Source organism: Allobosea sp. P5_A5 (assembly GCF_056400625.1).
In genome coordinates, this window is record NZ_JBFUKY010000009.1 from 167,567 (window position 1) to 189,529 (window position 21,963).

At 65.1% G+C, this 21,963-nt stretch carries 22 protein-coding genes and 1 tRNA gene; 18 read left to right on the forward strand and 5 right to left on the reverse strand.

The features are described from left to right. Positions 1–224 precede the first annotated feature (224 nt). From AC1DR6_RS17920 to AC1DR6_RS17965, 10 genes are all read left to right on the forward strand, one after another. Complete coding sequence (locus tag AC1DR6_RS17920; RefSeq protein WP_476830610.1) at positions 225–1,772, forward strand: ABC transporter substrate-binding protein; 1,548 nt, start codon at positions 225–227, stop codon at positions 1,770–1,772. After that, complete coding sequence (locus AC1DR6_RS17925) at positions 1,769–2,722, forward strand: ABC transporter permease (RefSeq protein WP_476830611.1); 954 nt, start codon at positions 1,769–1,771, stop codon at positions 2,720–2,722. The genes AC1DR6_RS17920 and AC1DR6_RS17925 overlap by 4 nt, the downstream gene beginning before the upstream one ends. 30 nt (positions 2,723–2,752) lie before the next feature. Further along, positions 2,753–3,571, forward strand: coding sequence for an ABC transporter permease (locus tag AC1DR6_RS17930; protein ID WP_476830612.1), 819 nt, complete (start codon positions 2,753–2,755; stop codon positions 3,569–3,571). 26 nt (positions 3,572–3,597) lie between these two features. After that, positions 3,598–4,425: a creatininase family protein gene (locus AC1DR6_RS17935; protein WP_476830613.1), complete on the forward strand. Its 828-nt coding sequence runs from the start codon at positions 3,598–3,600 to the stop codon at positions 4,423–4,425. 79 nt (positions 4,426–4,504) lie between these two features. Continuing rightward, positions 4,505–5,560 carry an extracellular solute-binding protein gene (locus tag AC1DR6_RS17940; protein WP_476830614.1) on the forward strand — a complete coding sequence of 352 codons (1,056 nt, stop codon included), beginning with the start codon at positions 4,505–4,507 and terminating at the stop codon, positions 5,558–5,560. Between the two features lie 67 nt (positions 5,561–5,627). Further along, complete coding sequence (locus AC1DR6_RS17945) at positions 5,628–6,683, forward strand: ABC transporter ATP-binding protein (RefSeq protein ID WP_476830615.1); 1,056 nt, start codon at positions 5,628–5,630, stop codon at positions 6,681–6,683. Then, entirely contained in the window at positions 6,680–7,522 is an 843-nt protein-coding gene (locus AC1DR6_RS17950; RefSeq protein WP_476830616.1) for an ABC transporter permease, read from the forward strand. Before AC1DR6_RS17945 ends, AC1DR6_RS17950 begins: the two co-directional genes overlap by 4 nt. Further along, complete coding sequence (locus tag AC1DR6_RS17955) at positions 7,519–8,307, forward strand: ABC transporter permease (RefSeq protein WP_476830617.1); 789 nt, start codon at positions 7,519–7,521, stop codon at positions 8,305–8,307. Before AC1DR6_RS17950 ends, AC1DR6_RS17955 begins: the two co-directional genes overlap by 4 nt. A gap of 65 nt (positions 8,308–8,372) precedes the next feature. Next, a complete protein-coding gene (locus tag AC1DR6_RS17960) occupies positions 8,373–9,050 on the forward strand; it encodes an RraA family protein (protein WP_476830618.1) in 678 nt (225 codons plus the stop codon). A gap of 56 nt (positions 9,051–9,106) precedes the next feature. After that, entirely contained in the window at positions 9,107–10,072 is a 966-nt protein-coding gene (locus AC1DR6_RS17965; RefSeq protein WP_476830619.1) for a 2-hydroxyacid dehydrogenase, read from the forward strand. Between the two features lie 4 nt (positions 10,073–10,076). Here AC1DR6_RS17965 and AC1DR6_RS17970 read toward each other — a convergent pair whose 3' ends face one another. The 4 genes from AC1DR6_RS17970 to AC1DR6_RS17985 all read right to left on the reverse strand — a co-directional run bounded on the left by AC1DR6_RS17970 (position 10,077) and on the right by AC1DR6_RS17985 (position 14,135). After that, complete coding sequence (locus AC1DR6_RS17970) at positions 10,077–10,832, reverse strand: SDR family NAD(P)-dependent oxidoreductase (protein ID WP_476830620.1); 756 nt, start codon at positions 10,830–10,832, stop codon at positions 10,077–10,079. Next, complete coding sequence (locus AC1DR6_RS17975) at positions 10,805–11,842, reverse strand: ketopantoate reductase family protein (RefSeq protein WP_476830621.1); 1,038 nt, start codon at positions 11,840–11,842, stop codon at positions 10,805–10,807. The genes AC1DR6_RS17970 and AC1DR6_RS17975 overlap by 28 nt, the downstream gene beginning before the upstream one ends. A gap of 92 nt (positions 11,843–11,934) precedes the next feature. Continuing rightward, positions 11,935–13,587, reverse strand: a complete 1,653-nt coding sequence (locus AC1DR6_RS17980) for an ABC transporter substrate-binding protein (RefSeq protein ID WP_476830622.1) — start codon at positions 13,585–13,587, stop codon at positions 11,935–11,937. Continuing rightward, the gene (locus AC1DR6_RS17985; protein ID WP_476830623.1) at positions 13,584–14,135 is read right to left on the reverse strand and encodes a MarR family winged helix-turn-helix transcriptional regulator; all 552 of its coding nucleotides are present in this window, start codon (positions 14,133–14,135) and stop codon (positions 13,584–13,586) included. Before AC1DR6_RS17985 ends, AC1DR6_RS17980 begins: the two co-directional genes overlap by 4 nt. Before the next feature lie 136 nt (positions 14,136–14,271). On the opposite strand from AC1DR6_RS17985, the gene AC1DR6_RS17990 reads away from it, so the two are divergent. The 8 genes from AC1DR6_RS17990 to AC1DR6_RS18025 all read left to right on the forward strand — a co-directional run bounded on the left by AC1DR6_RS17990 (position 14,272) and on the right by AC1DR6_RS18025 (position 21,617). Then, positions 14,272–14,973 (forward strand): creatininase family protein, encoded by a 702-nt coding sequence (locus AC1DR6_RS17990; RefSeq protein WP_476830624.1) that lies wholly within the window; start codon positions 14,272–14,274, stop codon positions 14,971–14,973. A gap of 22 nt (positions 14,974–14,995) precedes the next feature. Then, entirely contained in the window at positions 14,996–15,970 is a 975-nt protein-coding gene (locus AC1DR6_RS17995; protein ID WP_476830625.1) for an ABC transporter permease, read from the forward strand. Beyond that, a complete protein-coding gene (locus AC1DR6_RS18000; protein WP_476830626.1) occupies positions 15,967–16,845 on the forward strand; it encodes an ABC transporter permease in 879 nt (292 codons plus the stop codon). Before AC1DR6_RS17995 ends, AC1DR6_RS18000 begins: the two co-directional genes overlap by 4 nt. A 160-nt stretch (positions 16,846–17,005) precedes the next feature. Then, positions 17,006–18,715: a dipeptide ABC transporter ATP-binding protein gene (locus tag AC1DR6_RS18005; protein ID WP_476830627.1), complete on the forward strand. Its 1,710-nt coding sequence runs from the start codon at positions 17,006–17,008 to the stop codon at positions 18,713–18,715. 28 nt (positions 18,716–18,743) lie between these two features. After that, complete coding sequence (locus AC1DR6_RS18010; protein WP_476830628.1) at positions 18,744–19,643, forward strand: polysaccharide deacetylase family protein; 900 nt, start codon at positions 18,744–18,746, stop codon at positions 19,641–19,643. A gap of 170 nt (positions 19,644–19,813) precedes the next feature. Then, entirely contained in the window at positions 19,814–20,083 is a 270-nt protein-coding gene (locus AC1DR6_RS18015; protein WP_476830629.1) for a DUF6894 family protein, read from the forward strand. Between the two features lie 103 nt (positions 20,084–20,186). Continuing rightward, on the forward strand, positions 20,187–20,939 hold the full coding sequence (locus AC1DR6_RS18020; RefSeq protein ID WP_476830630.1) for a Crp/Fnr family transcriptional regulator: 753 nt from the start codon (positions 20,187–20,189) through the stop codon (positions 20,937–20,939). 267 nt (positions 20,940–21,206) lie between these two features. Further along, a complete protein-coding gene (locus AC1DR6_RS18025) occupies positions 21,207–21,617 on the forward strand; it encodes a helix-turn-helix domain-containing protein (RefSeq protein ID WP_476830631.1) in 411 nt (136 codons plus the stop codon). 139 nt (positions 21,618–21,756) lie between these two features. On the opposite strand, the gene AC1DR6_RS18030 is transcribed toward AC1DR6_RS18025, so the two are convergent. Beyond that, positions 21,757–21,833, reverse strand: a tRNA-Met gene (locus tag AC1DR6_RS18030). Between the last annotated feature and the right edge of the window lie 130 nt (positions 21,834–21,963).

The window sequence follows — 21,963 nt, forward strand, 5'->3', positions numbered from 1 at the left end:
TATACATGATGCATCAGAAGCGAGGGGCGCGTCCAGTGGAGGCGTCACCGACGCCCGGGAACGACGATCGTGCCTTTATCGAGAGTGATGCAGCAAGGATCGGACCGTCTCCGGCGGCATGCAAGCCGCTGCGACATCCCGAGCCCCGGCATCATCCTTGCTCGTCATCGATCCCCGGTCGTGACCCGCTGAAGCACCGGAATGCAGCTGCAGAGGATCAGACGATGAGCATTTCCCGCCGTTCTCTCCTTGGCGCAGGTCTGGCCAGTTCCTGTCTCGCTGTCCCCGCTCTGGTTTCGCCGCTTTTCAGCCGCGCCGCCCGCGCCCAGGCTTCCGCCGGCATCATCCGCTACGGCCTTTCAGCCTTTCCCCCCAATCTTCAGCCCTGGGTCTCGACCGGCGCGTCCGCCGGCACGGTGAAGATGCTGATCCACCGCAGCCTCGTCTCCTACGGGCCGGACGGGAACCTGCGCGGCGAACTCGCCGAGTCCTGGTCGCATGAGGACGACGGCGCCTGGGTGTTCAAGCTGCGCCAGGGCTGCGTCTTCCAGAACGGCGAGCCGGTCACCGCCGATGATGTGAAGTGGTCGATCGAGCAGATCGGGGCTGAAAAATCGACCGCCTATATGCGCACGCAGTTCCAGCAGATCGAGCGCATCGAGATTCCCGATCCCGTGACGGTCAAGCTCTACACCAAGGAGCCGCAGGCGACGCTGCCGAGCTGGTTTGGCAATTACAACACCTTCATCGTCTGGCGGAAATCGCCGGCCAACGAGCCCGTCGGCGCCGGCCCCTTTCGGCTCGTCGGTCAGGAACGCGGCTCCTCGATGGACCTCGCGCCCTTCGACAAGTTCTACCGTCAGGGCGTCCCGAAGCTGAAGGGGATCAAATTCGTCGTCTATGCCGACGAGAACCTGCGCAACGCCGCGCTGATGTCGGGTGATGTCGACATGATCGAATACGTGCCCTGGCAGTCCATGGCCGCCGTCGAGGCCGATCCCCGCCTGAAGCTCGACGTGCAGGAGGGCCCGTTCATGGATGTGCTCTTCAACGGCGCCAAGCCGCCCTTCAACGACCCGCGCGTGCGCCGCGCCGTCGCCCATGCGATCCGCCGCGAGGACATCGTCAAGGCCGCCTTCTTCGGCCGCGGCAAGCCGCTCGAAGGCGTGCCGATCGTCGAGGGAACGCCGTGGTACGATGAAAAGCTCGCTCATGGCTGGAACTACGACCCCGCCCGCGCCAAGGCGCTGCTGGCCGAGGCCGGCTTTGCCAATGGTTTCCAGACCACGCTGCTCGCCACCGCGCAGTTCGGCATGCACAAGGACACCGCCGAGATCGTGCAGCAGCACCTCGCCGCAGTCGGCATCCAGTGCGAACTGCAGCTGCCCGACTGGTCGACCCGCGTCAGTCGCGGCACGCGCGGCCAATATGATATCGCGATCCACGGCGTCTCGGCCGACAACAACGACCCCGACGGGCTGACCGTGGTGCTCGACACCTCGCTTTCGCCGAGCCATGGCCGCTCGTTCAAGGTCGACGCACCGCGCACCATCGCCGCGCTGGCCAAGGGCCGCGCCGAGTTCGATCAGTCCAAGCGCGTCGCGATCTACAAGGAGATGCAGGCGGCCGCGCTCGAGGAGGTGCCGCTCGTGGGGCTGGCCTGGCGCCAGCAGGGCTACGGCATGGCGAAGAACATCTCCGGCTTCGTCAACCTGCCCGGCGCCCTTTCCAACTCCTCCGGCAACATGCTCGAGCAGACGACCTTCGCATGAGCGCGGCCTGGCTCACGCGGCGGATGCTGCTGACGCTGATGACGGCATGGCTGGTCGCGACCATCGTCTTCCTGGCGTTGCACATGGTGCCGGGAGATCCAGCCGAGCTGCTTTTGTCCACGTCCGGCTCGATGCCCGACCCGGCGACCGTCGCCGAGTTGCGCGAGAAACTGGGGCTGGACCAGCCCTTGCTCACCCAATATGGCCAGTTTCTCGCCGGGCTGCTTCACGGCAATCTCGGCAACTCGCTCGTCGATGATTATCCCGTCCTTCAGGAAATCGGGCTCAGGCTGCCCCGCACGCTGGAGCTGATCCTTGCGGGTACGGTGATCGCCGTGATCGTCGGCATCCCGGCCGGCGTTTATGCAGCGCTGCATCGCGGCGGGCTTTTCGATCGCGCCGCCTCCTGGGTGACCGCCTTGCTGCTGGCCGTACCTGTCTTCGTCGTCGGTACGCTGCTGGTGCTCCTCTTCGCGCAGACGCTGCGGTGGATGCCGGCCGGCGGCTTCATGCCGATCACGCAGGACCCCGCCCAGCATCTCAAGCTCCTGGCCCTGCCGGCGGTCGCCATCGCCAAGGGCCTCGCCGCCGTGCTCTTCCGCATGACGCGGGCCGCGACGCTCGATGCGCTGGCCCATGATTACGTCCGCACGGCCCGTGCCAAAGGCCTCTCGCCGCGCCGGGTGCTGACCGTTCATGTACTGCGCAACGCCATGAACCCGGTCGTCACCGTGCTAGGCCTGCATATGGGCACGCTGCTCGGCGGCACCGTGCTGGTCGAATACGTCTTCAATTGGCCGGGCCTTTCGACCCCGTTGCTGCGCGCCGTGGAAAGCCGCGACTATCCGATGGTCGTCGGCATCATCCTCACCATCTCCGTGCTCTTCCTGCTCATCAACCTCGCGGTCGAGCTGGTCCATGCGGCGATCGATCCGAGGGTCCAGGCATGATCCGGGTGCAGGCATGAGATGGGTGCAAGCATGAGGCGGCGTGGAGCGGCCAAGCTCGCCATCCCCGGCGCTTTCGTCTGTCTTATCCTGCTGCTCGCGCTCGCAGCGCCGCTGCTGCCGCTGCCGGACCCGGTCCGGCAGGACATCGGGCGCCGCCTCGCGGGGCCGATGGCGGGGTCCTGGCTGGGCCGCGACGAGTTCGGCCGCGACGTGCTCTCGCGCCTGATCTGGGGGGCCCGCACGAGCCTTTCCGTGGCGTTTGCCTCGGCGCTCTTCGCCGGGCTCGTCGGCGTCACGCTCGGCCTCATCGGCGGCTGGGCCAAGAGCTGGAGCGCAGCCCTGACAGTGCGCAGCGTCGAGATCATCATGTGCTTCCCGCCGGTGCTGCTCGCTTTGCTCGTCGTCACGCTGCTGGGGCCGGGTGCCGCGACGCTGATCCTCGTGCTGTCGGTGCTGTATGTGCCGGGCTTCGCTCGCGTGACCTATGCCGAGGTGCTGGCGATCAAGGGGCGCGAATATGTCGAGGCCGCCCGCGCGCTCGGCGCGAGGCCGGGGCGCATCCTGTTCCGCACCGTGCTGCCGAATATTGCCGGGCCCTTGCTCGTTCAGTTTTCGCTCGCGGTCGCGGCGGCGGTGGTGCTCGAAAGCGGCCTGTCCTTCCTCGGCCTCGGCGTCGTGCCGCCCGCCCCGTCCTGGGGTCTGATGATCCGCGGCGCGCGCACGACGATGGAACAGGCGCCACTGCTGCTTCTCTGGCCCTGCGCCGCCCTGACCCTCACGATCCTCGCGATGAACCTGCTCTGCGACGCGATGCGCGACTGGCTCGACCCGCGCACCGCCGATCATTGAACCAAGCCTAAGGGAAGGAAAACACCATGGCAGCCAAGACCGATCCGCTGGTCCATATGGGGACCATCACCGGCGGGGAAGCCCGCAAGATCCTGGACTCGAACCCGGTCATCCTGCTGCCGATGGGCAGCCATGAGGACCAGGGTCCGCATGCCCCGATGGGCGACTATCTTCTTGCCGAGAAGATCGCCGAACTCGCGGCGATCCGCGCCAGCAACAGCGGAACGCGCACGCTGGTGGCGCCTGTCCTGCCCTTCGGCGGCGCCGACTGGTTCGGCGCGATGACGGGCGGCATCGCCATCTCGCAGGCGACGCTGACGCAGGTCATCGCCGAAATGGTGGAATCGCTCCATCGCAACGGCCTGACCCGGATCATCGTCATCAACGGCCATGGCGGTAATGTCGGACCGATCGCGGAGGTCGCGCGCGAGCTTTACCTGCGCGAACAGATCGTGTTGCCGAGCCTGTATCTGTGGCGCATCGGCTACGGCCTGCTGCCCGGCATCCTGGGGGGAGCCGACAAGGCGGCCGCCGTCGCCGGCCACGGCTCCGACCCGCTGACTTCGATCGGGATGCACCTGTTCCCCGAGCTGATCCGCAAGGACCTCATCCCGGACGGCAAGCCGTTGAAGAAGGACCCGGTGCTGGGCCTGCCCTTCACCGGTCTCGGCACGGCGAGCTTCGAGGGCCATGAGGTCGCGATGCCCAACGAATACGACGAGGTCTATAATCTCGGCGTCGCCAAGGGTGACCCCCGCCTGTGCTCGGCCGAGACCGGCGTGGCGCTGACCGAAAAGCTGACCGATATCTGCGCGCGCTTCATCACCCATTTCGCCGCTAAGGTCTCGGCCTGACGATGCTGCCTGCCGTCGCCTTGCGCCACGGCAGGCATCCGATTGCCCGCATCCGCCCAATGACATGCTGGAGAGCCCGATGCCGACACGCCGCCTTGTCCTGAAGACCGGCCTCGCCACCATCGCGATGCCGGCCGTGCTGCGCGCCCAATCCTTGAGCGGGCAGATCACGCTGATGTCCTATTCCGGGATCTTTCAGGACAACTACACCAAGGCGGTGATCGAGCCCTTCTTGGCCGCCAACCCCGGCGTGAAGGTCAACTTCGCCCCGGGGGGCAGCTCGGCCCAGATGGTCGGGACTGTCCGGGCTCAGAAGGCCGATCCGCAGGTCGATGTTACGATCATGGACGTCACCACCTCGACCATCGGCAATCTCGAGGGACTGTTCGAGAAGCTGACGCCGGCGGAATTCCTGGTGCTCGACGAGCTGCTTCCGGAAGCGCGGGCGGCGGGCGGCGAGTTCGGTCCGGCCGTCACGTTCGATCATCTCGTGCTCGTGTCCGATGCGGGGCTGCAACCCCCACTGGCCAAGCTCGCCGATCTCTGGCGCCCCGAGCTCAAGGGTCAGATCGCACTCTCCGCCCCGCCGAACATCCAGGGTCTGGCCCTGACCGCGATGGTCGAGAAGATGGAAGGCGGCGACTATCGCAAGTCGATCGATGCGGCGATGAAAAAGCTCAAGACGCTCGCCCCCTCGGTCAACACCTTCGAGCCCAATCCGGACGGCTACTCCCTGATCCTCAACGACGTGGTCAAGGTCGCGACCGGCTGGAACGCGCGGTCGCAGCTCTATGGCGACCAGTCGAACGGGAAGATCGTCTCGCTGCTGCCGCCTGAAGGCTCGGTCTTCCAGATCAACACCATCAATCTCACCGCCGGCTCGAAGAACCGCCCGGCCGCTGCCGCCTTCGTCAAACACGCCCTGTCGCAAGCGGCGCAGAAGGCCTTCACCGAGCGTATGTTCTACGCGCCCGCCAACGCCAAAGCGCAGATCGATCCCAGGGCCGCGGCTCGAACCGCGGCCTCACCCGAAAACCGGGGGCGCATGATCGCGGTCGACTGGAACGAGATCCTCAAGGTGCGCGACCAGTGGAACAATCGCTGGCGCCGCGAAGTGATCTCGGCGGCGCGATGAGCCGGGTCCGCAGCGTCATGCTCACCCTTGTCCCGACCATGACGGACCAGCCCGGAACACCTCGGTCATGAGCTATCTCGAACTCGCCGGCCTGCAGAAACGCTATGGCGATGCGCTCGCCGTCGACGATGTCTCGCTCAGCGTCGCCAAGGGAGAGGCCGTTGCGCTGCTCGGCCCGTCCGGCTGCGGCAAGACCACGACCTTGCGGATGCTGGCCGGATTGATCGAGCCCGACAGGGGCACGATCACGGTCGATGGAGCCGAGATCACCCGCCTCCCCGCGCATAAGCGTAACATGGGCTACGTCTTCCAATCCTATGCGCTGTTTCCGCATCTGTCGGTGGCACGCAACGTCGCCTTCGGGCTCGAGGAGCGGCGGCGGCCCAAGGCCGAGATCGTTCGGCAGGTCGAGGAAGCCCTGACATTGGTGCGCCTCTCCGGCCTCGGCGCCCGCCGCCCCCGCGAACTCTCCGGCGGCCAGCAGCAGCGCGTCGCGCTGGCGCGTGCMCTCGTCATCCACCCATCCGTTCTGCTCCTCGACGAATCCCTCTCGAACCTCGACGCCAAGCTGCGCGATGCGATGCGCCACGAGATCCGCTCGATCCAGCGCTCGCTCGGCATCACAACGCTCTTCGTCACCCATGATCAGGTCGAAGCGCTGACGATGTGCGACCGCGTCGCGGTGATGCATCGCGGCCGGATCGCCCAGATCGGCACGCCGGAGGATATCTACGAGCGTCCCGCGACCCGCTTCGTCGCCGAATTCGTCGGCCGGGCCAATGCGCTTGCCGCCGAACGCGGCGCCGACGGAACGGTGCGTCTCTGGAACGAGCCTCTGGCCCTGCCGGCGCCGGCGGACGGCCCTTTTGATGTCTTCGTCCGCCCCCAGCGCATGCATATCCTGCCGCTGTCCGAACCTGTCGGAACGCATACCGTACGCGTCACCGGCCGGGTCCTGCGCAGCGTCTTCGTCGGAGATCATGTCGAGGTGCTGGTGGAGGGCGCGGGCGGGCAGCTGACCGTTGAAATGCCCTCGGGCTCGCCGGCACCGAGCGAGGGCAGCGAGGTCGCGGTGGTCTGGCCTGCGTCGGAAACCCGAATCTTTGCCCGCGAGGCGCCATGAGCGCCGCGCGTCGCCTGCCGCTGCTCCTGATCCCCGCCGGGCTGTTTGTCCTGGCGATTTATGTCTGGCCGACGCTGCTGCTGCTGCGCAACGCCTTCAACGAAGTCGGCCCGACCGGCGCGATGGTGGATGCGCTCTCTTTGAAGACCGCGAGCGACACCTTCGCCGACGGCTTCACCTTCGAGCTGACCTGGAACTCGCTCTGGCTGTCATTGACCGCGACGGCCATCGCGCTCGCCCTTTCCTACCCGCTCTCGCTGTTTCTCTTCCGCACGACCTCACGCTGGCGCGGCATCCTCGCCGTCATCGCCATCCTGCCCATGCTGATCTCGGGCGTCGTGCGCGTCTTCGGCTGGCTCGCCATTCTAGGCGATCGCGGCCTCGTCAACGGGCTGCTGCAATCGCTCGGGCTGATCTCGGCGCCGCTGAAGCTCGTCTTCAACTGGACCGGCGTCACCATCGGCCTCGCCGAAAGCATCATGCCCTATATGATCCTGGCGCTGCTCGCCGGCTTCGGCCAGCTCGACCGCACGCTGGAGGAAGCTGCCCGTTCGCTCGGCGCCTCGCCTGTCCGCACCTTCCTGCGCGTCACCCTGCCGCTCAGCCTGCCGGCGATCGTGCTCGCGGCCGGGCTCGGCTTCGTCCTCTCGATGTCGGCCTACATCACTCCCAAGCTGCTCGGCGGAGGGCGCGTCTTCGTGCTGGCGACGGAGATTTTCGAGCAGGCGACGACCAACACCAACTGGCCCGTCGCGGCCGTGCTGGCGCTCTACACTTTGGCGCTGCTGCTGGTCTTGCTGGCGCTGTCCAACAGTCTAGCCCGGAGCCTGAGGCGATGAACGGCGCCGGTCCTGTCCTTTCGAGCCTTGCCGCGCTCGTCTACGCGCTGATCCTGGCGCCGATCATCGTCGTCTTCGCGCTCGCCTTCTCGGCCGATAGTTTCATCGTGTTCCCACCCTCCGCTTATTCGCTCCGCTGGTTCGAGGCGCTCGCCCATCATGGGCCGCTGCTTGCGTCTCTCTGGCTCAGCGTGCAGGTCGCCTGCGTGGTGACGCTGGGCTCGTTGCTGGTCGGCGTGCCTGCGGCGCTGGCTCTGGCCAAGGGCGAATTCCGCGGCAAGGATGCGCTGACCGGTTTTTTCCTGGCTCCGCTCCTCTTGCCGACGCTGATCACCGGCCTCGCCTTGTTGCTCTTCTTCACACCGCTCAGGCTCACGGCGACGCTGCCGGGCCTCGTGCTCGGCCATATGACGGTGACGGTGCCTTTCGTCATCCGGATGATGGCGACATCGCTCGCCAACCTGCCCCATGACATCGAGGCGGCCGCCGCGACGCTCGGCGCCACGCCGTTGCGGGTTGTGCGGCGGGTGACGCTGCCGCTGGCCGCGCCGGGGCTGATCGCCTGCGCCTGCCTGTCCTTCCTGCTGTCCTTCGACGAGACGGTGATCTCGCTCTTCATCTCAGGCCCGCGCGCCTCGACGCTGCCGGTCGAAATGGTGCGCTATGTCGAAGGCCGCACCGATCCGCTGATCGCGGCACTCTCCGTCGTTCTCATCATCGTCACGCTGATCATCGTCGTCACGGTCGAGCGCCTTGTCGGCGTCGCCCGCGCCGTCGGAAGATAATTTGCAAGCATCATGTCGTCCGAAAACCGGTTCCCACTTTTCGGCATCATGCCCAGGAGAAACCCATGCCTGATTATCGCATCGCCCCCATGCCAGAATCGCTTCCCACTGCCCTCGTCGAGAAGCTGCAGAAGGTCGAGACCGCGACCGTCGGCCATTCCCAGCACTGGGGCTTCATGGATCGTGGCATCCAGCCGCTGCTGCGCACCAAGCGCATCGCCGGCGTCGCCGTCACGCTTGCGATTCCCGGCCAAGACTCGACCCTGCTGCATCACGCGCTCGGCCTGCTGCGGCCAGGCGACATCCTCGTCGTTGATCGGCTTGGCGACGACAAGCATGCCTGCTGGGGTGGCGGCGTCACCGTCGCGGCCAAGGCTGCGGGCGCGGCCGGCGGCATCGTCGATGGCCCCTGCACCGACCTCACTGAGATTCAGGATTCCGATTTCCCGATGTGGTGCCGCGGCATGTCGCCGATCACCACCCGCCTCTACAATCTCGGCGGCACGCTCAACCACGCCATCTCCTGCGGCAACGTGCCGGTGAAGGCCGGCGACGTCATTCTCGCCGACGAATCTGGCGTGCTGGTGCTGCCCCGCGACGAGGCCGAGGCTATCGCCGACACCGCCATCGCTCGCCAGGCGCGCGGCGAGAAGACCCAGGATCGTGTCAGGGCCGGCGAAAAGCTCGGCGACATCTCCGGCGCCACCAAAATGGTGCTCGACGCGCTGGCTCAGAACGGCTGACCAACCGTCTCCCGCCGACACGAAAACCGACTTGTTTCCACGACCGGAAGATCTCCATGCCTGAGACGATCGTTCTCCTCGATATGACGACCCCCGAGCGCGCCGACCGCCTGCGCGAATTGCTGCCCGAGGGCTTTGTGCTGAACCACGGCACGGCGCGCGGCGACGAGCACATGAAGGAGATCATCGCTGAAGCCGACTACGCCATCGCAGGCCAGGTCGCCGTCTCCGGCGAGGTGCTGCGGGCCGGGCGGAAGCTGAAGCTTCTTCACAAATGGGGCGTCGGCTACGACAATATCGACATCGCCACGGCCAAGGAACTCGGCATCAAGGTCGCGCGCACGACGGGCTCGAACGCCTTGCCCGTCGCCGAATTCGCGCTCGGGCTGATGCTATCCTCGCTGCGCTTCATCGCCTATGGCCATCAGGAACTGAAGAAGGGCCATTGGGCCACAGGCAAGCTGCCGGGCGAGACCTTCATGCTCTCGGGCAAGACGGTCGGCATCGTCGGCTTCGGCGCCATCGGCAAGAACGTCGCCAAGCTTCTCAAAGGCTTTGGCTGTACGATCCTCTATTCGAAGCGCACGCCGCTCAGCGCTGCCGAGGAGGCCGAACTCGGCGTCCGTCATGCCACGCTGGCGGAGATTTTGGCGCAGGCCGACGTCGTCTCTCTGCATTGCCCGCTGACGCCGGAAACGACCAATCTGATCGACGCCGCCGCTCTCAAGGCGATGAAGAAGACGGCCGTTCTCGTCAACGTCGCGCGCGGCGGTGTCGTCAACGAGGCCGAGCTGGCCGCCGGCCTACGCGCCCGCGAGATCGCCGGCGCCGCCATGGACGTCTATTCGATCGAGCCGCTGCCGCCGGAGAGCGAGCTGCTGACCCTCGACAATCTGGTGGTCACGCCCCACCTCGCCGCCATGGCCGCCGACAACTTCGCACCAACGGTGAAGCGGATGTTCGCCAACATCGCGCATGTCTCGCGCGGCGAACCGGTGCCACCGCTCGATCTGGTGGTCTGACCGCTTAGGAGCGTCCGCCATCGACGGAGAGGATCTGGCCGGTCACCCAGCCGGCCTGCTCACCCAGAAAGAACAGCGCCGCCTGCGCGATATCACTGGGCGTGCCGAGGCGGCGGGTATGGATGCTCTCGAGCAGCCGCTTCTGCCCCTCGGCTCCGTAGCTCGCCCATTGTCGTTCGGTCGCGGGGTTTGACCGGACGAAGCCCGGCGCCACCGAATTCACGGTGATGCCGTGCGGGCCGAACTCCCAGGCGAGCTGCTTTGTCAGCCCGACGAGGGCGTGCTTGGCGCTGGCATAGGCCTGGATGCCCGTGAGGCTCGGTCGCAGACCCGCGCCGGATGAGATCGTGACGATCCGGCCATAACCCGCCTTGCGCATGACCGGCACGGCCGCCTGCGCCAGGAAAAATGCCGCATCCACATTGGCTGCGAAGATGACGCGCCAATCCTCTTCCGAAATCTCCTCGATCGGCCGCCCGACCTGCCCGCGCACCCCGCCGGCGGCATGGACGAGCAGATCGAGCCCGTCATCCGTCTGAACGATGTCGCGTATGAGAGCCTGCGCCGCCCCGGCCGAACCGAGATCGGCAGCATGCGCCGTCGCGCCGATTTCGGCAGCGGTCGCGGCGACCCCGGTTTCGTCGATATCGGCCAGGTGGACACGAGCGCCGGCTCCCGCCAGCGCGATCGCAATGGCGCGGCCGATGCCTTGCGCGGCGCCGGTGACGAGGGCTACGCGGCCGTCGAAGCGGTTTTGCATGTTGTGAGCAGAACTTTCAGTGTCTCGAAGGCCATCGGGCGGCGGCCATCCTCGATGTCATGGATCAGCGAGACCAGCATCTCGATGGCTGGCGTCGCGACGCCTGCCTCACGGCCGAGCTTGCCGATGATGCCGATCTGCGGATCGACCTCCGTCTTGCGCTTTCGCACGGCGAGGTCGCGCCAGATGCCGGAATGGGTCTTCGCCGTCTGCGAGGTGTAGTCGGCGAGCCAGCGGATCGTCTCGACCTGCGGCCCTTCCGGCGCGTCCGGCGCGAAGACCATCGGGTCGAACTGCCCGAAGCCGAGCGATGTGACGCCGCGCGCGGCAGCGACCGCTCCAACCTCGCGACCCAGCGCCAGCCAGACCGGCAGCCGCTGCGGATCGGCGAAGTTCGCCGACATCGCATCGTCGGTGAGCGCGGTGCCGAATAGCATCGCGCCGTAGGCGAGCTTGCCCCAGAGAAAACCGAAGATGTTATCGGTCAGGATGGCATCGGCATCGAAAAGCCCGAGCAGTCGGTGCATCTCAGCCGCGCGCTCCGTCTTCATGCCATCGAGTTCACCCACGACGACCGCACCGCGATTGCCATAGAGAATTTCGCCGTCCCTCAGCCAGTCGGCGCCGAAATTGACGAAGCAGCCCATGGTGCGCTCCGCCCCGATCGCCTTGGCGATGGCGAGTTCGTTCAGCCCGTTTTGGGCCGAAAGCACGAAGCCGTCCTCGGCGAGATGCGGCGCGAGCTGTGCCAGCGCGGCCTCCGTCGCTCCGGCCTTCACCGCCAGAACGATCCGCTCGTAGCGCCCGGTCAGCTCCTGCGGCGTCACAGCAGGAACGACCTGCCGGAACGCCTCCACAGGTCCCGTGATGGACAGCCCTACCGTGCGGCAGGCCTCGACATGGCCGGGCACGATATCGACCAACAGCACCGGCACACCGGCACGCGCCCAATAGGCGCCGAGGGTGCCGCCGATTGCGCCTGCGCCCCAGATCAGGATTGGTTCGCTCATCTTACCCTCGACCTGGCCCGGCCTAGACACCGTCTCAATGAAACGGGCGCCGGATCACGGCGCCCGCCTGTATTGGCTGGCGTTCTGTTGGCTCACTTCTTCGCGGGCTTGATGTCCATCGCCAGCGTGTCTTCGTCGACGCGCGGGGTGATCGTCACCTTATCCTTCTGCATCGCCCAGGCCGAACCGACCGAGGTGATGGACAGGCGCGGACGATCCTTCGCGACGATGGCCGCGACATCCGACAGCATCTTGTTGCGCTTGGCCTCGTCCATCTCGACGCCGGCATCCTCGATCAGCTTGTCGACCTCGGCGTTCTTGTAGCCGAGCAGGTTGAAGGCGCCGAGCTTCTTGGCCGGATCGTTGGAATGCACCAGCGAGGACAGCGTATAGTTGGCCTCGCCCGTCAGCGTGCCCCAGCCCGACATCGCCATCGAATATTCCGAGCGGGCGCGGGCCGGGAAGAACACCGCGCCGGGCTGCGCATTCGCGACAACCTCGATGCCGATGCGCGCCAGCATCTGCGCGATCGAGGTGCCGACCTGACGGTCGCCCGGCAGGCGGTCGTTGGTGAACGAGAAGGTCACCTTGAAGCCGCTGGCATAACCCGCCTCCTCCATCAGCTTCTTCGCCTTGGCGAGGTCGGGCTTCAGCGCGGGCAGCTCCTTGTTGAACCCCGCGATGGTGGCCGTCACCAGCTGGTTGGCCGTCGCGCCGAGGCCCTCCATGGCGATGTCGGCGAGCACCGGGCGGTCGATGGCGAGGTCGATCGCTTCGCGCACCTTCGCGTCCTGCAGCGGGTTTTTCGGCAAGGCGGAGCCGTCCTTGGCGGTGACCTGCGGGGCCTTGTCGCGCAGGTCGAGCTCCATGTTGAACAGGTACACGCTGTCGACCGTCGCGACCGCGAGCTTGGCATCGCGCTTCAGCGTCGGCACGTCGGAGGCCGGCGCGCGCACAATGATATCAACCTGACCGGCCTTGAGCTGCGCGACGCGGGCGGCGTCGTTCGGCAGTTCCTTGCGCACGACTTTCGCCCACGGCTCCTTGTCGCCCCAATAGCCATCGAACCGGTCGAGCACGAGCTGGTCCTTCGGCGTCCAGGAGACGAACTTGTAGGGGCCGGTGCCGATCGCCGCCTTGCCCGTGTTGAACGCCTCGTTGGCGCTGTCCTTGGTCAACCCGGCGGCGGCCGTATGCGAGACGATGAAGAGGCGGATGAAGTCGTTCGGCAGGTTCGGCGCCGGCCCGTCGGTAACGACCTGTACGGTCAGCGGGTCGACGATCTTCACCTCCTTGACGCGGCGAACATAGATCGTCGTTGGATTGGGCCCGGCCACGACAGGAATGCGCTCGATCGAGAACTTGACGTCCTCGGCGGTGAAATCGGAGCCGTCGTGGAATTTGACGCCGGAGCGCAGCTTGAACTCCCAGACATTCGGCTCGATCGCCTTCCAGCTCGTCGCCAGCCGCGGCTCGAGCTGCAGCTTGTCGCCGGACCAGACCAGCGTGTCGAAGACATGCTTCAGCGCCTCGGCATGGGTGCCGGTCGCGGTGTAGTGCGGATCGATCGATTCAGGGCCGGCCCGGACGCCGATGGTCAGCGTCTGCGCGAGCGCCCCGGTCGAGACGGCGGCGCCGAGAACGGCGGCAAAAGCCGCAAGGCGAAAGCTGCGGGCGAGTGTGCTGCGGGCAAGTGTGCTGCGGGCAAGTGTGCTGCGGGCAAGTGTGCTGCGGGCAAGTGTCATGGGGTCGTTCCTTCGTGTTCGAGTTCATGGGGCCAGGCCGGAGATGCGATGACGAGCTTGTCCAGCAGCATGCAAAGCTGGCGCTGCTCGTCCTCGCTGAGGCAGGCGAGCATCGCCTTCTGCTGCTGCAGCATCAGCGGCATCGTTTCGTCGAAAATCTTGCGGCCGGCGGCGGTGAGATGAAGCACGTAACTGCGCAGATCGCCGGGGTCGGCCTCGCGCTTCAGCAGCCGCCGTTGCAGCAGCTTCTGGATCGCGCGGGAGAGCGTGTTCTTGGGCAGGCCGGCCGAGGCGACGATATTCTTCGCCGCGACGCCCTCGCGCAAGCCAACAGCATAAAGCGCGACGAAATCGGGGCGGACCATGCCGTAGCGCGTCTCGATCCAGCGATAGACCGGGTCGTTGAAGCGGAACGCAACGAAATTGAGCCGGAACGAGAGCCAGCAGGGATTGTCCCACAGCTTCGTCACCACCAGCGGATCGAGCACCGACAGCGCCGCGATACGCTCCGGATCGACCTGCGACACTGACGTCGGCGAACGCCGCATGCGACCCCCATCCATTTGGTTCCAAATGGAACTTGACGCTCCGTGATGCGGGAGTCAAGGATGCGGTGGCGTGAGACGCAAAGCTTGGTCTTTCGCCATTGTTCACAGCAAACACGCCTGAAGCAAGGATCGCGCCGTGCTGGTCGCCGAGATGAACTGGATGCAGATCGAGCAGCAGGCGAAGCGGGACGATCGCTGCGTCCTGCCGCTCGGCAGCGTCGAGCAGCACGCCTATCTGAGCCTGGCGACCGACGTGATCCTCTCCGAGCGCGTCGCACGCGATGCGGCCGAGCCGCTCGGCATCCCGGTCTTCCCGGTTCTGGCCTATGGGCTGACACCAGGCTTCCTGAATTTTCCCGGCAGCATCTCGCTGCGCCTCTCGACCTATGCGGCGCTGCTGCAAGACCTCCTCGACGGATTCTACCGCTCCGGCTTCCGCCGCATCGTGCTGGTCAATGGTCATGGCGGCAATTCGCCGGCCCAGAATTTCGCCACCGAATGGCTTGCTGATCATCAGGACGCGGCGGTGCGTCTGCACAACTGGTGGGCGGCTCCGCAATTCCACGCGGCCGTGAAGGCAATCGATCCGGCCGCCTCGCATGCGTCCTGGATGGAGAACTTCCCCTGGACCCGGCTGGCTGATGTCGCCATGCCGGATACACCGAAACCACCCTTCATTCCCGCGCAATACCAGGCGGCGAGCCCGGCCAAGCGCCGTGAAATCCTCGGTGACGGCAATTTCCACGGCCTCTATCAGCGGCCGGACGAGGAGATGTTGCATCTCTGGCAAGTCGGGGTGGAGGAGACGCGCGCCGCGATGATGGAGAACTGGCCGTGAACGCGCGCCGGAGGCCCGCTCGATGCTAGGGCACATCACCGGCCGCCTCGCCCAGGCGCTCGTCGTCATGCTGGTCATGTCGGCGCTGGTCTTCGTCGGCGTCTATGCCATCGGCAATCCCATCGACGTGCTGATCGGCCCTGATGTCAGCCAGGAACTGCGGCTTCAGACGATCGCTCGCTACGGCCTCGACCTGCCGCTCTGGCAGCAATATTTCACCTTCCTCGGCCGTGTGCTGCACGGCGATTTCGGCCGCTCCTTCGTCTTTGGCATGCCGGTGATGGAGCTGATCCTGTCGCGTCTTCCAGCGACGCTGGAACTGACTTTGGCCGCGGTCTTCGGCGCGGCATTGATCGGTATCCCTGCCGGAATCTATGCCGGCTACCGGCCCGACAGCCTGCTGGCGCGCGCCATCATGACCGTCTCGATCCTCGGCTTTTCGGTCCCGACCTTCTGGATCGGCCTCGTCCTGATCATGACCTTCGCGGTGCAGTTGCAATGGCTGCCGGCCGGCGGGCGCGGCGACACCGTCAGCATCCTTGGCGTGCCATGGAGTTTTCTGACGCTGAACGGCCTCAGCCATCTGCTGCTGCCAGCGCTCAACCTTGCTTTGTTCAAGCTCGCGCTGATGGCGCGCCTGGCACGCGCCGGCACCCGTGAAGCGATGCTTTCCGACACCGTGAAATTCGCCCGCGCCGCCGGCCTCTCGGAATGGACCGTGCTGAGGCGCCATGTCCTGCGCCTGATCGCGATCCCGTTGGTTACGGTGTTCGGCCTCGAATTCGCCTCGACGCTGGCTTTCGCCGTCGTCACCGAGACGATCTTCTCCTGGCCCGGCATCGGCAAGCTGATCATCGACTCCATCCAGTCGCTCGACCGTCCCGTGATGGTCGCCTATCTGATGCTGGTCGCCTTCGTCTTCATCACCATCAACTTCCTCGTCGACCTCGCCTATGTCGGGCTCGATCCTCGGCTCAGAAAGGGAGGCGCACGATGAAGGACGCTTCACCCGCCGCACGCTTCTGGGCCGAATTCCGCGAGAGCAAGACCGCCGTCTTGGCGCTGGCCGTGGTGGTGCTGATGATCGGCATCGCCATCTGCGCGCCGCTCGTCGCGCCGCAGGACCCCTACGACCTCGCCAATCTCTCGCTCTCCGATGCTCGCCGTCCGCCCGGCTTCGTCGGCGAAGGCGGCTACACCCATTGGCTCGGCACCGACGCACAAGGGCGCGACCTGCTTTCAGCCATCCTCTACGGCTTGCGCATCTCGCTGGAGATGGGCTTGGTCGCGGGCGCCGTCGCCTTTTCCCTTGGCGTCACGCTCGGCATCGGCGCGGCCTATATCGGCGGGCGCTGGGAAGCCTTCATCATGCGCATCGTGGATCTGCAACTGGCCTTTCCCGCGATCCTGCTGGCGCTGGTGCTCTCGGCGCTGCTGGGGCAGGGCAAGCTCCAGCTCATCGCCGCGCTCGCCGCCGCGCAATACGCTTACTTCGCGCGAGCCGCCCATGGCGCGGCCTCCGCCGAGCGCGGCAAGGATTATGTCGAGGCCGTGCTGTCGACCCCCCTGCCCGGCTGGCGCGTGGTCTGGCGCCATATCTTCCCGAACTGCCTGCCGCCGCTGATCGTGGTCGCAACAGTGCAGGTCGCCAACGCGATCGCGCTGGAGGCGACACTCTCCTTCCTCGGCGTCGGCCTGCCCGTGACGGAACCTTCTCTCGGGATGCTCATCGCCAACGGCTTTCAATACATGCTCTCGGGCCGTTACTGGATCTCGATCTACCCCGGCATCGCGCTGATCATCCTGATCGTCGCGATCAACCTCGTCGGCGACCGCGTTCGCGATCAGGTCAATCCGAGGCTGAAGCGATGAGCCGGTTCGGACACATCAGCCCTCATCCTGAGGAGCCGCGCAGCGGCGTCTCGAAGGATGCTTCAGGGGGTGCTGCCACCACACACTGGACCATCCTTCGAGACGCGCCTGCGGCGCTCCTCAGGATGAGGGCTGAGACAAATCTGTGGTTGAAGCAGCGATGAGCGACGCGCCTCTTCTGGAGGTCTCGAACCTCGTCACCCATTTCCACACGCGTGCAGGCATCGTGAAAGCCGTCGATGGAGTCTCGTTCGCGCTGAAGCGCGGCGAGGTGATGGGCCTCGTCGGCGAATCCGGTTCAGGAAAAAGCATCACCGGCTTTTCCATCATCGGCCTGATCGACCAGCCCGGCCGCATCGAGCAAGGCTCGTCGGTGACGCTCGAAGGTCGTGAACTGGTCGGCCTTTCCGGTTCGGAGCTGCGCAAGATTCGCGGCAAGCAGATCGCGATGGTCTTCCAGGACCCGATGATGACGCTAAACCCGATGCTCACCATCGGGACCCAGATCCGGCTGGCCCTGGAAGCCCATGAGAGCGTGTCGTCGGCTGAAGCGCGCAGGCGGGCCATCGCCGCGCTGGCGCAGGTCCGTATTCCCGACCCCGAGGGCAAGGTCAATTTCTACCCGCATCAATTCTCCGGCGGCATGCGCCAGCGCGTCGCCATCGCGATTGCCCTGCTGCACCAACCCCGGCTGATCATCTGCGACGAGCCGACCACGGCGCTCGACGTCTCCGTGCAGGCGGAGATCCTCGGCGAGATGAAAGAGCTGGTCGCCGAGCTCGGCACCGCGCTGATCTGGATCAGCCACGACCTTGCCGTCGTGGCCTCGCTCGCCGACCATGTCTGCGTGATGCGTCACGGCAAGATCGTCGAGACCGGGCCGACGCTGGCCGTGCTGACCCGCCCGCAGCATGCCTACACGCAGGCCTTGCTGGCCGCTTTGCCATCCCGGTCGGCACCCGGCACGTTGCTGGCCGGCGGCATCGGCGCGGATGTCGCGCCACCGCCGCGCATCGCACGAGACGCCGCCGCGAATACTGCGAATGCGACGCATTACGTCACGATCGATCATGTCGCCAAGCGGTTCACTCAGACACCCGGCCTGTTTCGCAAGCTCGCGCAGAGGGCCGGCCTCTCGAAGCCGCCAGCCGCCGTGCAGGCAGTCGATGGCGTGACGCTCGAACTCCGGCGTGGCGAGGCGTTGGGCCTCGTCGGCGAGTCCGGCTCGGGCAAATCCACGCTCGGGCGCATCGCCGCCGGCATCTATGCGCCCGACAGTGGCAGCGTCCGCATCGCCGGTGCGCCGATCATGAGTTCAGGTCAAAGCCCGCACAAGATCACGACGCAGGTGCAGACGATCTTTCAGGATCCCTTCGCCTCGCTGAACCCGCGGATGACGGTGGGTGACAGTATCGCCGAAGGTCCGATCGCTCATGGCCTGATCGGCCGCGCGGAATCTCGGACCTACGTCTCGCAATGGCTTTCCGCCGTCGGACTCGACCCGGCCTTCGCCGCCCGTTATCCGCACCAGTTCTCCGGCGGTCAGCGCCAGCGCGTCGCCATCGCGCGCGCGCTGGCGATGCAGCCCGATGTCGTCGTCTGTGACGAGCCGGTTGCCTCGCTCGATGTCTCGATCCAGGCGCAGATCATCAACCTTCTGATCCGCCTGCGCCAGGAACTCGACCTGACGCTGATCTTCATTTCGCATGACCTTTCGGTGGTGCGCCACCTCTGCGACCGCGTCGCAATCATGTATCGCGGCCAGATCGTCGAGACCGGCCTGGCCGGGGAGATCTACGACCATCCGCAGCACGATTACACCAGGCGGCTGCTCGCCGCCGTGCCGGTCCTGCCGGTCGCTTCCGCATAAGAGTATGCCGCACAACGAGGAAAACCCGATGTCCCAGCCCGAGCAACTCCCCTGGCAATGGCCGGAAGAAGTCTGGCGCGGAAAGGTCGAGCGCGTTCGCGCCGGACGTAATCTCAAGCCGGCAAAATGGCCGGATGGTGCCCGTTGCGCCGTCGCGCTCTCCTTCGACGTCGATCACGAGACCAACGAGCTCCGCGACGGTGGCAACTCGGTCGGCCGCCTCTCCTGGGGCCAATACGGCAACCGCGTCGGCATTCCCCGCATCCTGAGCCTGCTCCAACGTGAAGGTGTCCGGGCAAGCTTCTTCGTTCCCGCTGTCACCGCCCTGCTCTATCCTGATGAGCAACGGCGGATCGTCGGCGAAGGTCACGAAATCGGTCTTCACGGCTGGATCCACGAGGTCAACACCGCGGTCCCTGCTGCCGACGAACGCGAGCTTCATCTTCGTTCGGCCGACACCCTCGAAAAGGTCACGGGCGTGGGCCCGGTCGGCATGCGCACTCCGTCCTGGGACTTTTCCGAAGTCACGCTCGCCATCGAGCGCGAACTCGGCCTGCTCTACGATTCGTCGCTCTTTGCCGACGACGACCCCTATGAACTCATCGAGAAGGGCGAACCGACCGGCATGGTCGAACTGCCGGTCGAATGGATCCGCGACGACGCGGTCTATTTCAACATGAACCGGTTCCAGGCCCTGCGGCCCTACACTTCGCCTGAAGCGGTCTTCGATATCTTTCGCCGCGAATTCGAAGGCGCTTATGCCGATGGCGGACTTTTCCTGCTGACGATGCATCCTCACGTCATCACCTATCGCTCGCGCATCTGGATCCTCGAGGAACTGATCAGGCTCGCCAAGAGCAAAGGCGATTGCTGGTTTGCGACCCATGCCGAGATCGCTGCCTATGTGAAGGACCATGCGGGGCTTTGAGTGACGGTCAAAAGCGCGCGACGATGAGATGGCTCGCATGCGGCTCAATGTGAAAAGCCGCACGGTCTGAAGTCGTCAAAGTGCCGAGGTCGCCAAAGTGCCAATCGCAAAGGCTCGGCGGTCGAGCTTATCGGCCCGGAACCTCGGCGTCGCCAAAGCATTGACCGTCCATGGAGCGCTATTTCATCGATACCCACGACGGAACTCACGCTCACGTCGATCATGAGGGTCTGGATTTTTCGGACGCCGAAGCGGCACGGGTCGCCGCGCTCTCCGCGCTCCCGGACATGGTGAAGGATCATACATCGAATGGCGACGACCGGCGTTTTCTGGTGCGCGTCAGGAACGACCGTGGCACCGCGATCTATCATGCGACGCTGACGCTTTCGGGCGGATGGAACGAAGGACAGACCGATCCGCTCGCAGATGACTTCGACTGACTATGTGTGCGGGAATTGCGGCAAGTGAGACGGCTCTCGTCCGTCGACCCGAGCTGGTCGCTCTGGGCCAAAATTGTCTTCGCCCGCAAACTGGAACACTGCGATGATGGAACCCTTCACGAGCGGTACAAGCGTACTGGATGCGCTGATCCGGAAGCTATCGACGATAGCCTTGCTTTCGGCCGAGGAGAAATCCGCCGTTCGTGATCTGCCGGTCATTGTGAATAGGATCGGAGCGCAAGACACGATCGCACGCGAAGGCGACAGGCCGGTTCATTGCGTGCTGGTCGGAAGCGGCTGGCTTTGCCGGCACAAAATGACGCCGGGCGGCAAACGCCAGATCGTCTCGCTGCACCTGCCCGGCGACATGCCCGATCTGCAAAGCCTTCTGCTGAAGGAGATGGATCATTCTCTGTCGGCCATAACACCGGCCACTCTTGGACTGATCCGCCACGACCACATCAACGATCTTCACCTCAGATATCCGAACCTCGCCAAAGCGATGTGGCGGGATACGCTGGTGGACGCCGCGACGTATCGCGACTGGCTGCTTGGCGTCGGCCGCCGAACAGCCGAAGAAAGAATGGCCCACCTTTTCTGCGAAATGTACGTCCGCTCGCGCGCGGTCGGTCTGGTTGCTGATGAGGCGACGTGCGACTGGCCGCTTTCGCAAGCCGAGATGGCCGATGCGCTCGGCCTGTCGCTGGTGCACGTCAACAGGACCTTGCAGACGCTGAGGAGCCAAAGCCTCGTCACGCTGTCCAAGGGGCGGCTTGAGATCAAAGACTGGGACGGGCTGTGCGAGCTCTCGGGCTTTGACCCAAGCTATCTGCATCTCATCAAGCCGCCGGCTTGATCGGAGCGCCTCGTCGGATTCGTGGGATCGATTGGCTACGGCAATCCCAAGGAGCGAGATCAAGTACTGAATGCTGTCTCGCCTTATATCAGAAATTGCATTCCGAGCGTATATGCCACACACAATTGTGCTGTAAGCCAGCAACTCGAATCTGGGTTACTTTCAACCGCAGATTGAATTAAAAATCTGGCGAAGATTTGGCTGGTGGAATAGCGTTGTTCTTTTAGCGCCATTTGCCTCGTGGTCGAAGAATGCCGGAAAGCTGCGATGTCCGATAAGATGAAATCGATCAATCGCCATATCGGCGGCCGATTGAAGATGTTGAGAGCGAAGCTCGGCCTTACGCAAACCGATGTCGGCAATATCCTCGGTGTCACCTACCAGCAGGAACAGAAGTACGAAAACGGCTCCGGCCGGCTGACAGCGGAATCTCTATGCCTGCTCGCAAAAGGGTTGCGGGTCGACATCGGCTACTTCTTCGAGGGTCTCTCTCTATCCGAACATCGCCCAGGCTTCTCCGACGAGCGCACGGAGTATGTGGCGGAGCCCGGAGCCTTGAGCGATGCGGAACGTCTGGACAAGGCGTTTTCGCGCCTAAGGTCGCGAGCTTCGCGCCTGCAGGCTATCGCCCTGGTGGAACTGGTCGCAGACAATTACGGGATCGGCACCTCGGACTAGTGTTTATCCTGACGGTGCGGATTGCGCCCTCGCCTGGCGACGTCCCGGGCGTTACGCTTGCTCCCAACCTCGCTCGGCTGCACGCAGCGTGTTCCGCGAGCAAAAAACCCCGCCGCTGGAGCGACGGGGTTTTGTATTTTGGTTGCGGGGGCCAGATTTGAACTGACGACCTTCAGGTTATGAGCCTGACGAGCTACCGGGCTGCTCCACCCCGCGTCAACGGTATTGGCCTTTGGTATCCTGGGAGCGTTTGTGCTTTTCCGGAACCTTGGCTTTAAACGATCACGCGGCGGCGACGAGAAGTCGGCCGCCGCGTGATTGCGTGTATTTTGAGATTGTGATGAGG

What these genes read in the sequence shown, in the direction of transcription:
- AC1DR6_RS17920 (WP_476830610.1), top strand. Translation starts at nt 225, where the DNA reads ATGAGCATTTCCCGCCGTTCTCTCCTTGGCGCAGGTCTGGCCAGTTCC.
- AC1DR6_RS17925 (WP_476830611.1), top strand. Translation starts at nt 1,769, where the DNA reads ATGAGCGCGGCCTGGCTCACGCGGCGGATGCTGCTGACGCTGATGACG.
- AC1DR6_RS17930 (WP_476830612.1), top strand. Translation starts at nt 2,753, where the DNA reads ATGAGGCGGCGTGGAGCGGCCAAGCTCGCCATCCCCGGCGCTTTCGTC.
- AC1DR6_RS17935 (WP_476830613.1), top strand. Translation starts at nt 3,598, where the DNA reads ATGGCAGCCAAGACCGATCCGCTGGTCCATATGGGGACCATCACCGGC.
- AC1DR6_RS17940 (WP_476830614.1), top strand. Translation starts at nt 4,505, where the DNA reads ATGCCGACACGCCGCCTTGTCCTGAAGACCGGCCTCGCCACCATCGCG.
- AC1DR6_RS17950 (WP_476830616.1), top strand. Translation starts at nt 6,680, where the DNA reads ATGAGCGCCGCGCGTCGCCTGCCGCTGCTCCTGATCCCCGCCGGGCTG.
- AC1DR6_RS17955 (WP_476830617.1), top strand. Translation starts at nt 7,519, where the DNA reads ATGAACGGCGCCGGTCCTGTCCTTTCGAGCCTTGCCGCGCTCGTCTAC.
- AC1DR6_RS17960 (WP_476830618.1), top strand. Translation starts at nt 8,373, where the DNA reads ATGCCTGATTATCGCATCGCCCCCATGCCAGAATCGCTTCCCACTGCC.
- AC1DR6_RS17965 (WP_476830619.1), top strand. Translation starts at nt 9,107, where the DNA reads ATGCCTGAGACGATCGTTCTCCTCGATATGACGACCCCCGAGCGCGCC.
- AC1DR6_RS17970 (WP_476830620.1), bottom strand. Translation starts at nt 10,832, where the DNA reads ATGCAAAACCGCTTCGACGGCCGCGTAGCCCTCGTCACCGGCGCCGCG.
- AC1DR6_RS17975 (WP_476830621.1), bottom strand. Translation starts at nt 11,842, where the DNA reads ATGAGCGAACCAATCCTGATCTGGGGCGCAGGCGCAATCGGCGGCACC.
- AC1DR6_RS17980 (WP_476830622.1), bottom strand. Translation starts at nt 13,587, where the DNA reads ATGACACTTGCCCGCAGCACACTTGCCCGCAGCACACTTGCCCGCAGC.
- AC1DR6_RS17985 (WP_476830623.1), bottom strand. Translation starts at nt 14,135, where the DNA reads ATGCGGCGTTCGCCGACGTCAGTGTCGCAGGTCGATCCGGAGCGTATC.
- AC1DR6_RS17995 (WP_476830625.1), top strand. Translation starts at nt 14,996, where the DNA reads ATGCTAGGGCACATCACCGGCCGCCTCGCCCAGGCGCTCGTCGTCATG.
- AC1DR6_RS18000 (WP_476830626.1), top strand. Translation starts at nt 15,967, where the DNA reads ATGAAGGACGCTTCACCCGCCGCACGCTTCTGGGCCGAATTCCGCGAG.
- AC1DR6_RS18005 (WP_476830627.1), top strand. Translation starts at nt 17,006, where the DNA reads ATGAGCGACGCGCCTCTTCTGGAGGTCTCGAACCTCGTCACCCATTTC.
- AC1DR6_RS18010 (WP_476830628.1), top strand. Translation starts at nt 18,744, where the DNA reads ATGTCCCAGCCCGAGCAACTCCCCTGGCAATGGCCGGAAGAAGTCTGG.
- AC1DR6_RS18015 (WP_476830629.1), top strand. Translation starts at nt 19,814, where the DNA reads ATGGAGCGCTATTTCATCGATACCCACGACGGAACTCACGCTCACGTC.
- AC1DR6_RS18020 (WP_476830630.1), top strand. Translation starts at nt 20,187, where the DNA reads ATGATGGAACCCTTCACGAGCGGTACAAGCGTACTGGATGCGCTGATC.
- AC1DR6_RS18025 (WP_476830631.1), top strand. Translation starts at nt 21,207, where the DNA reads ATGTCCGATAAGATGAAATCGATCAATCGCCATATCGGCGGCCGATTG.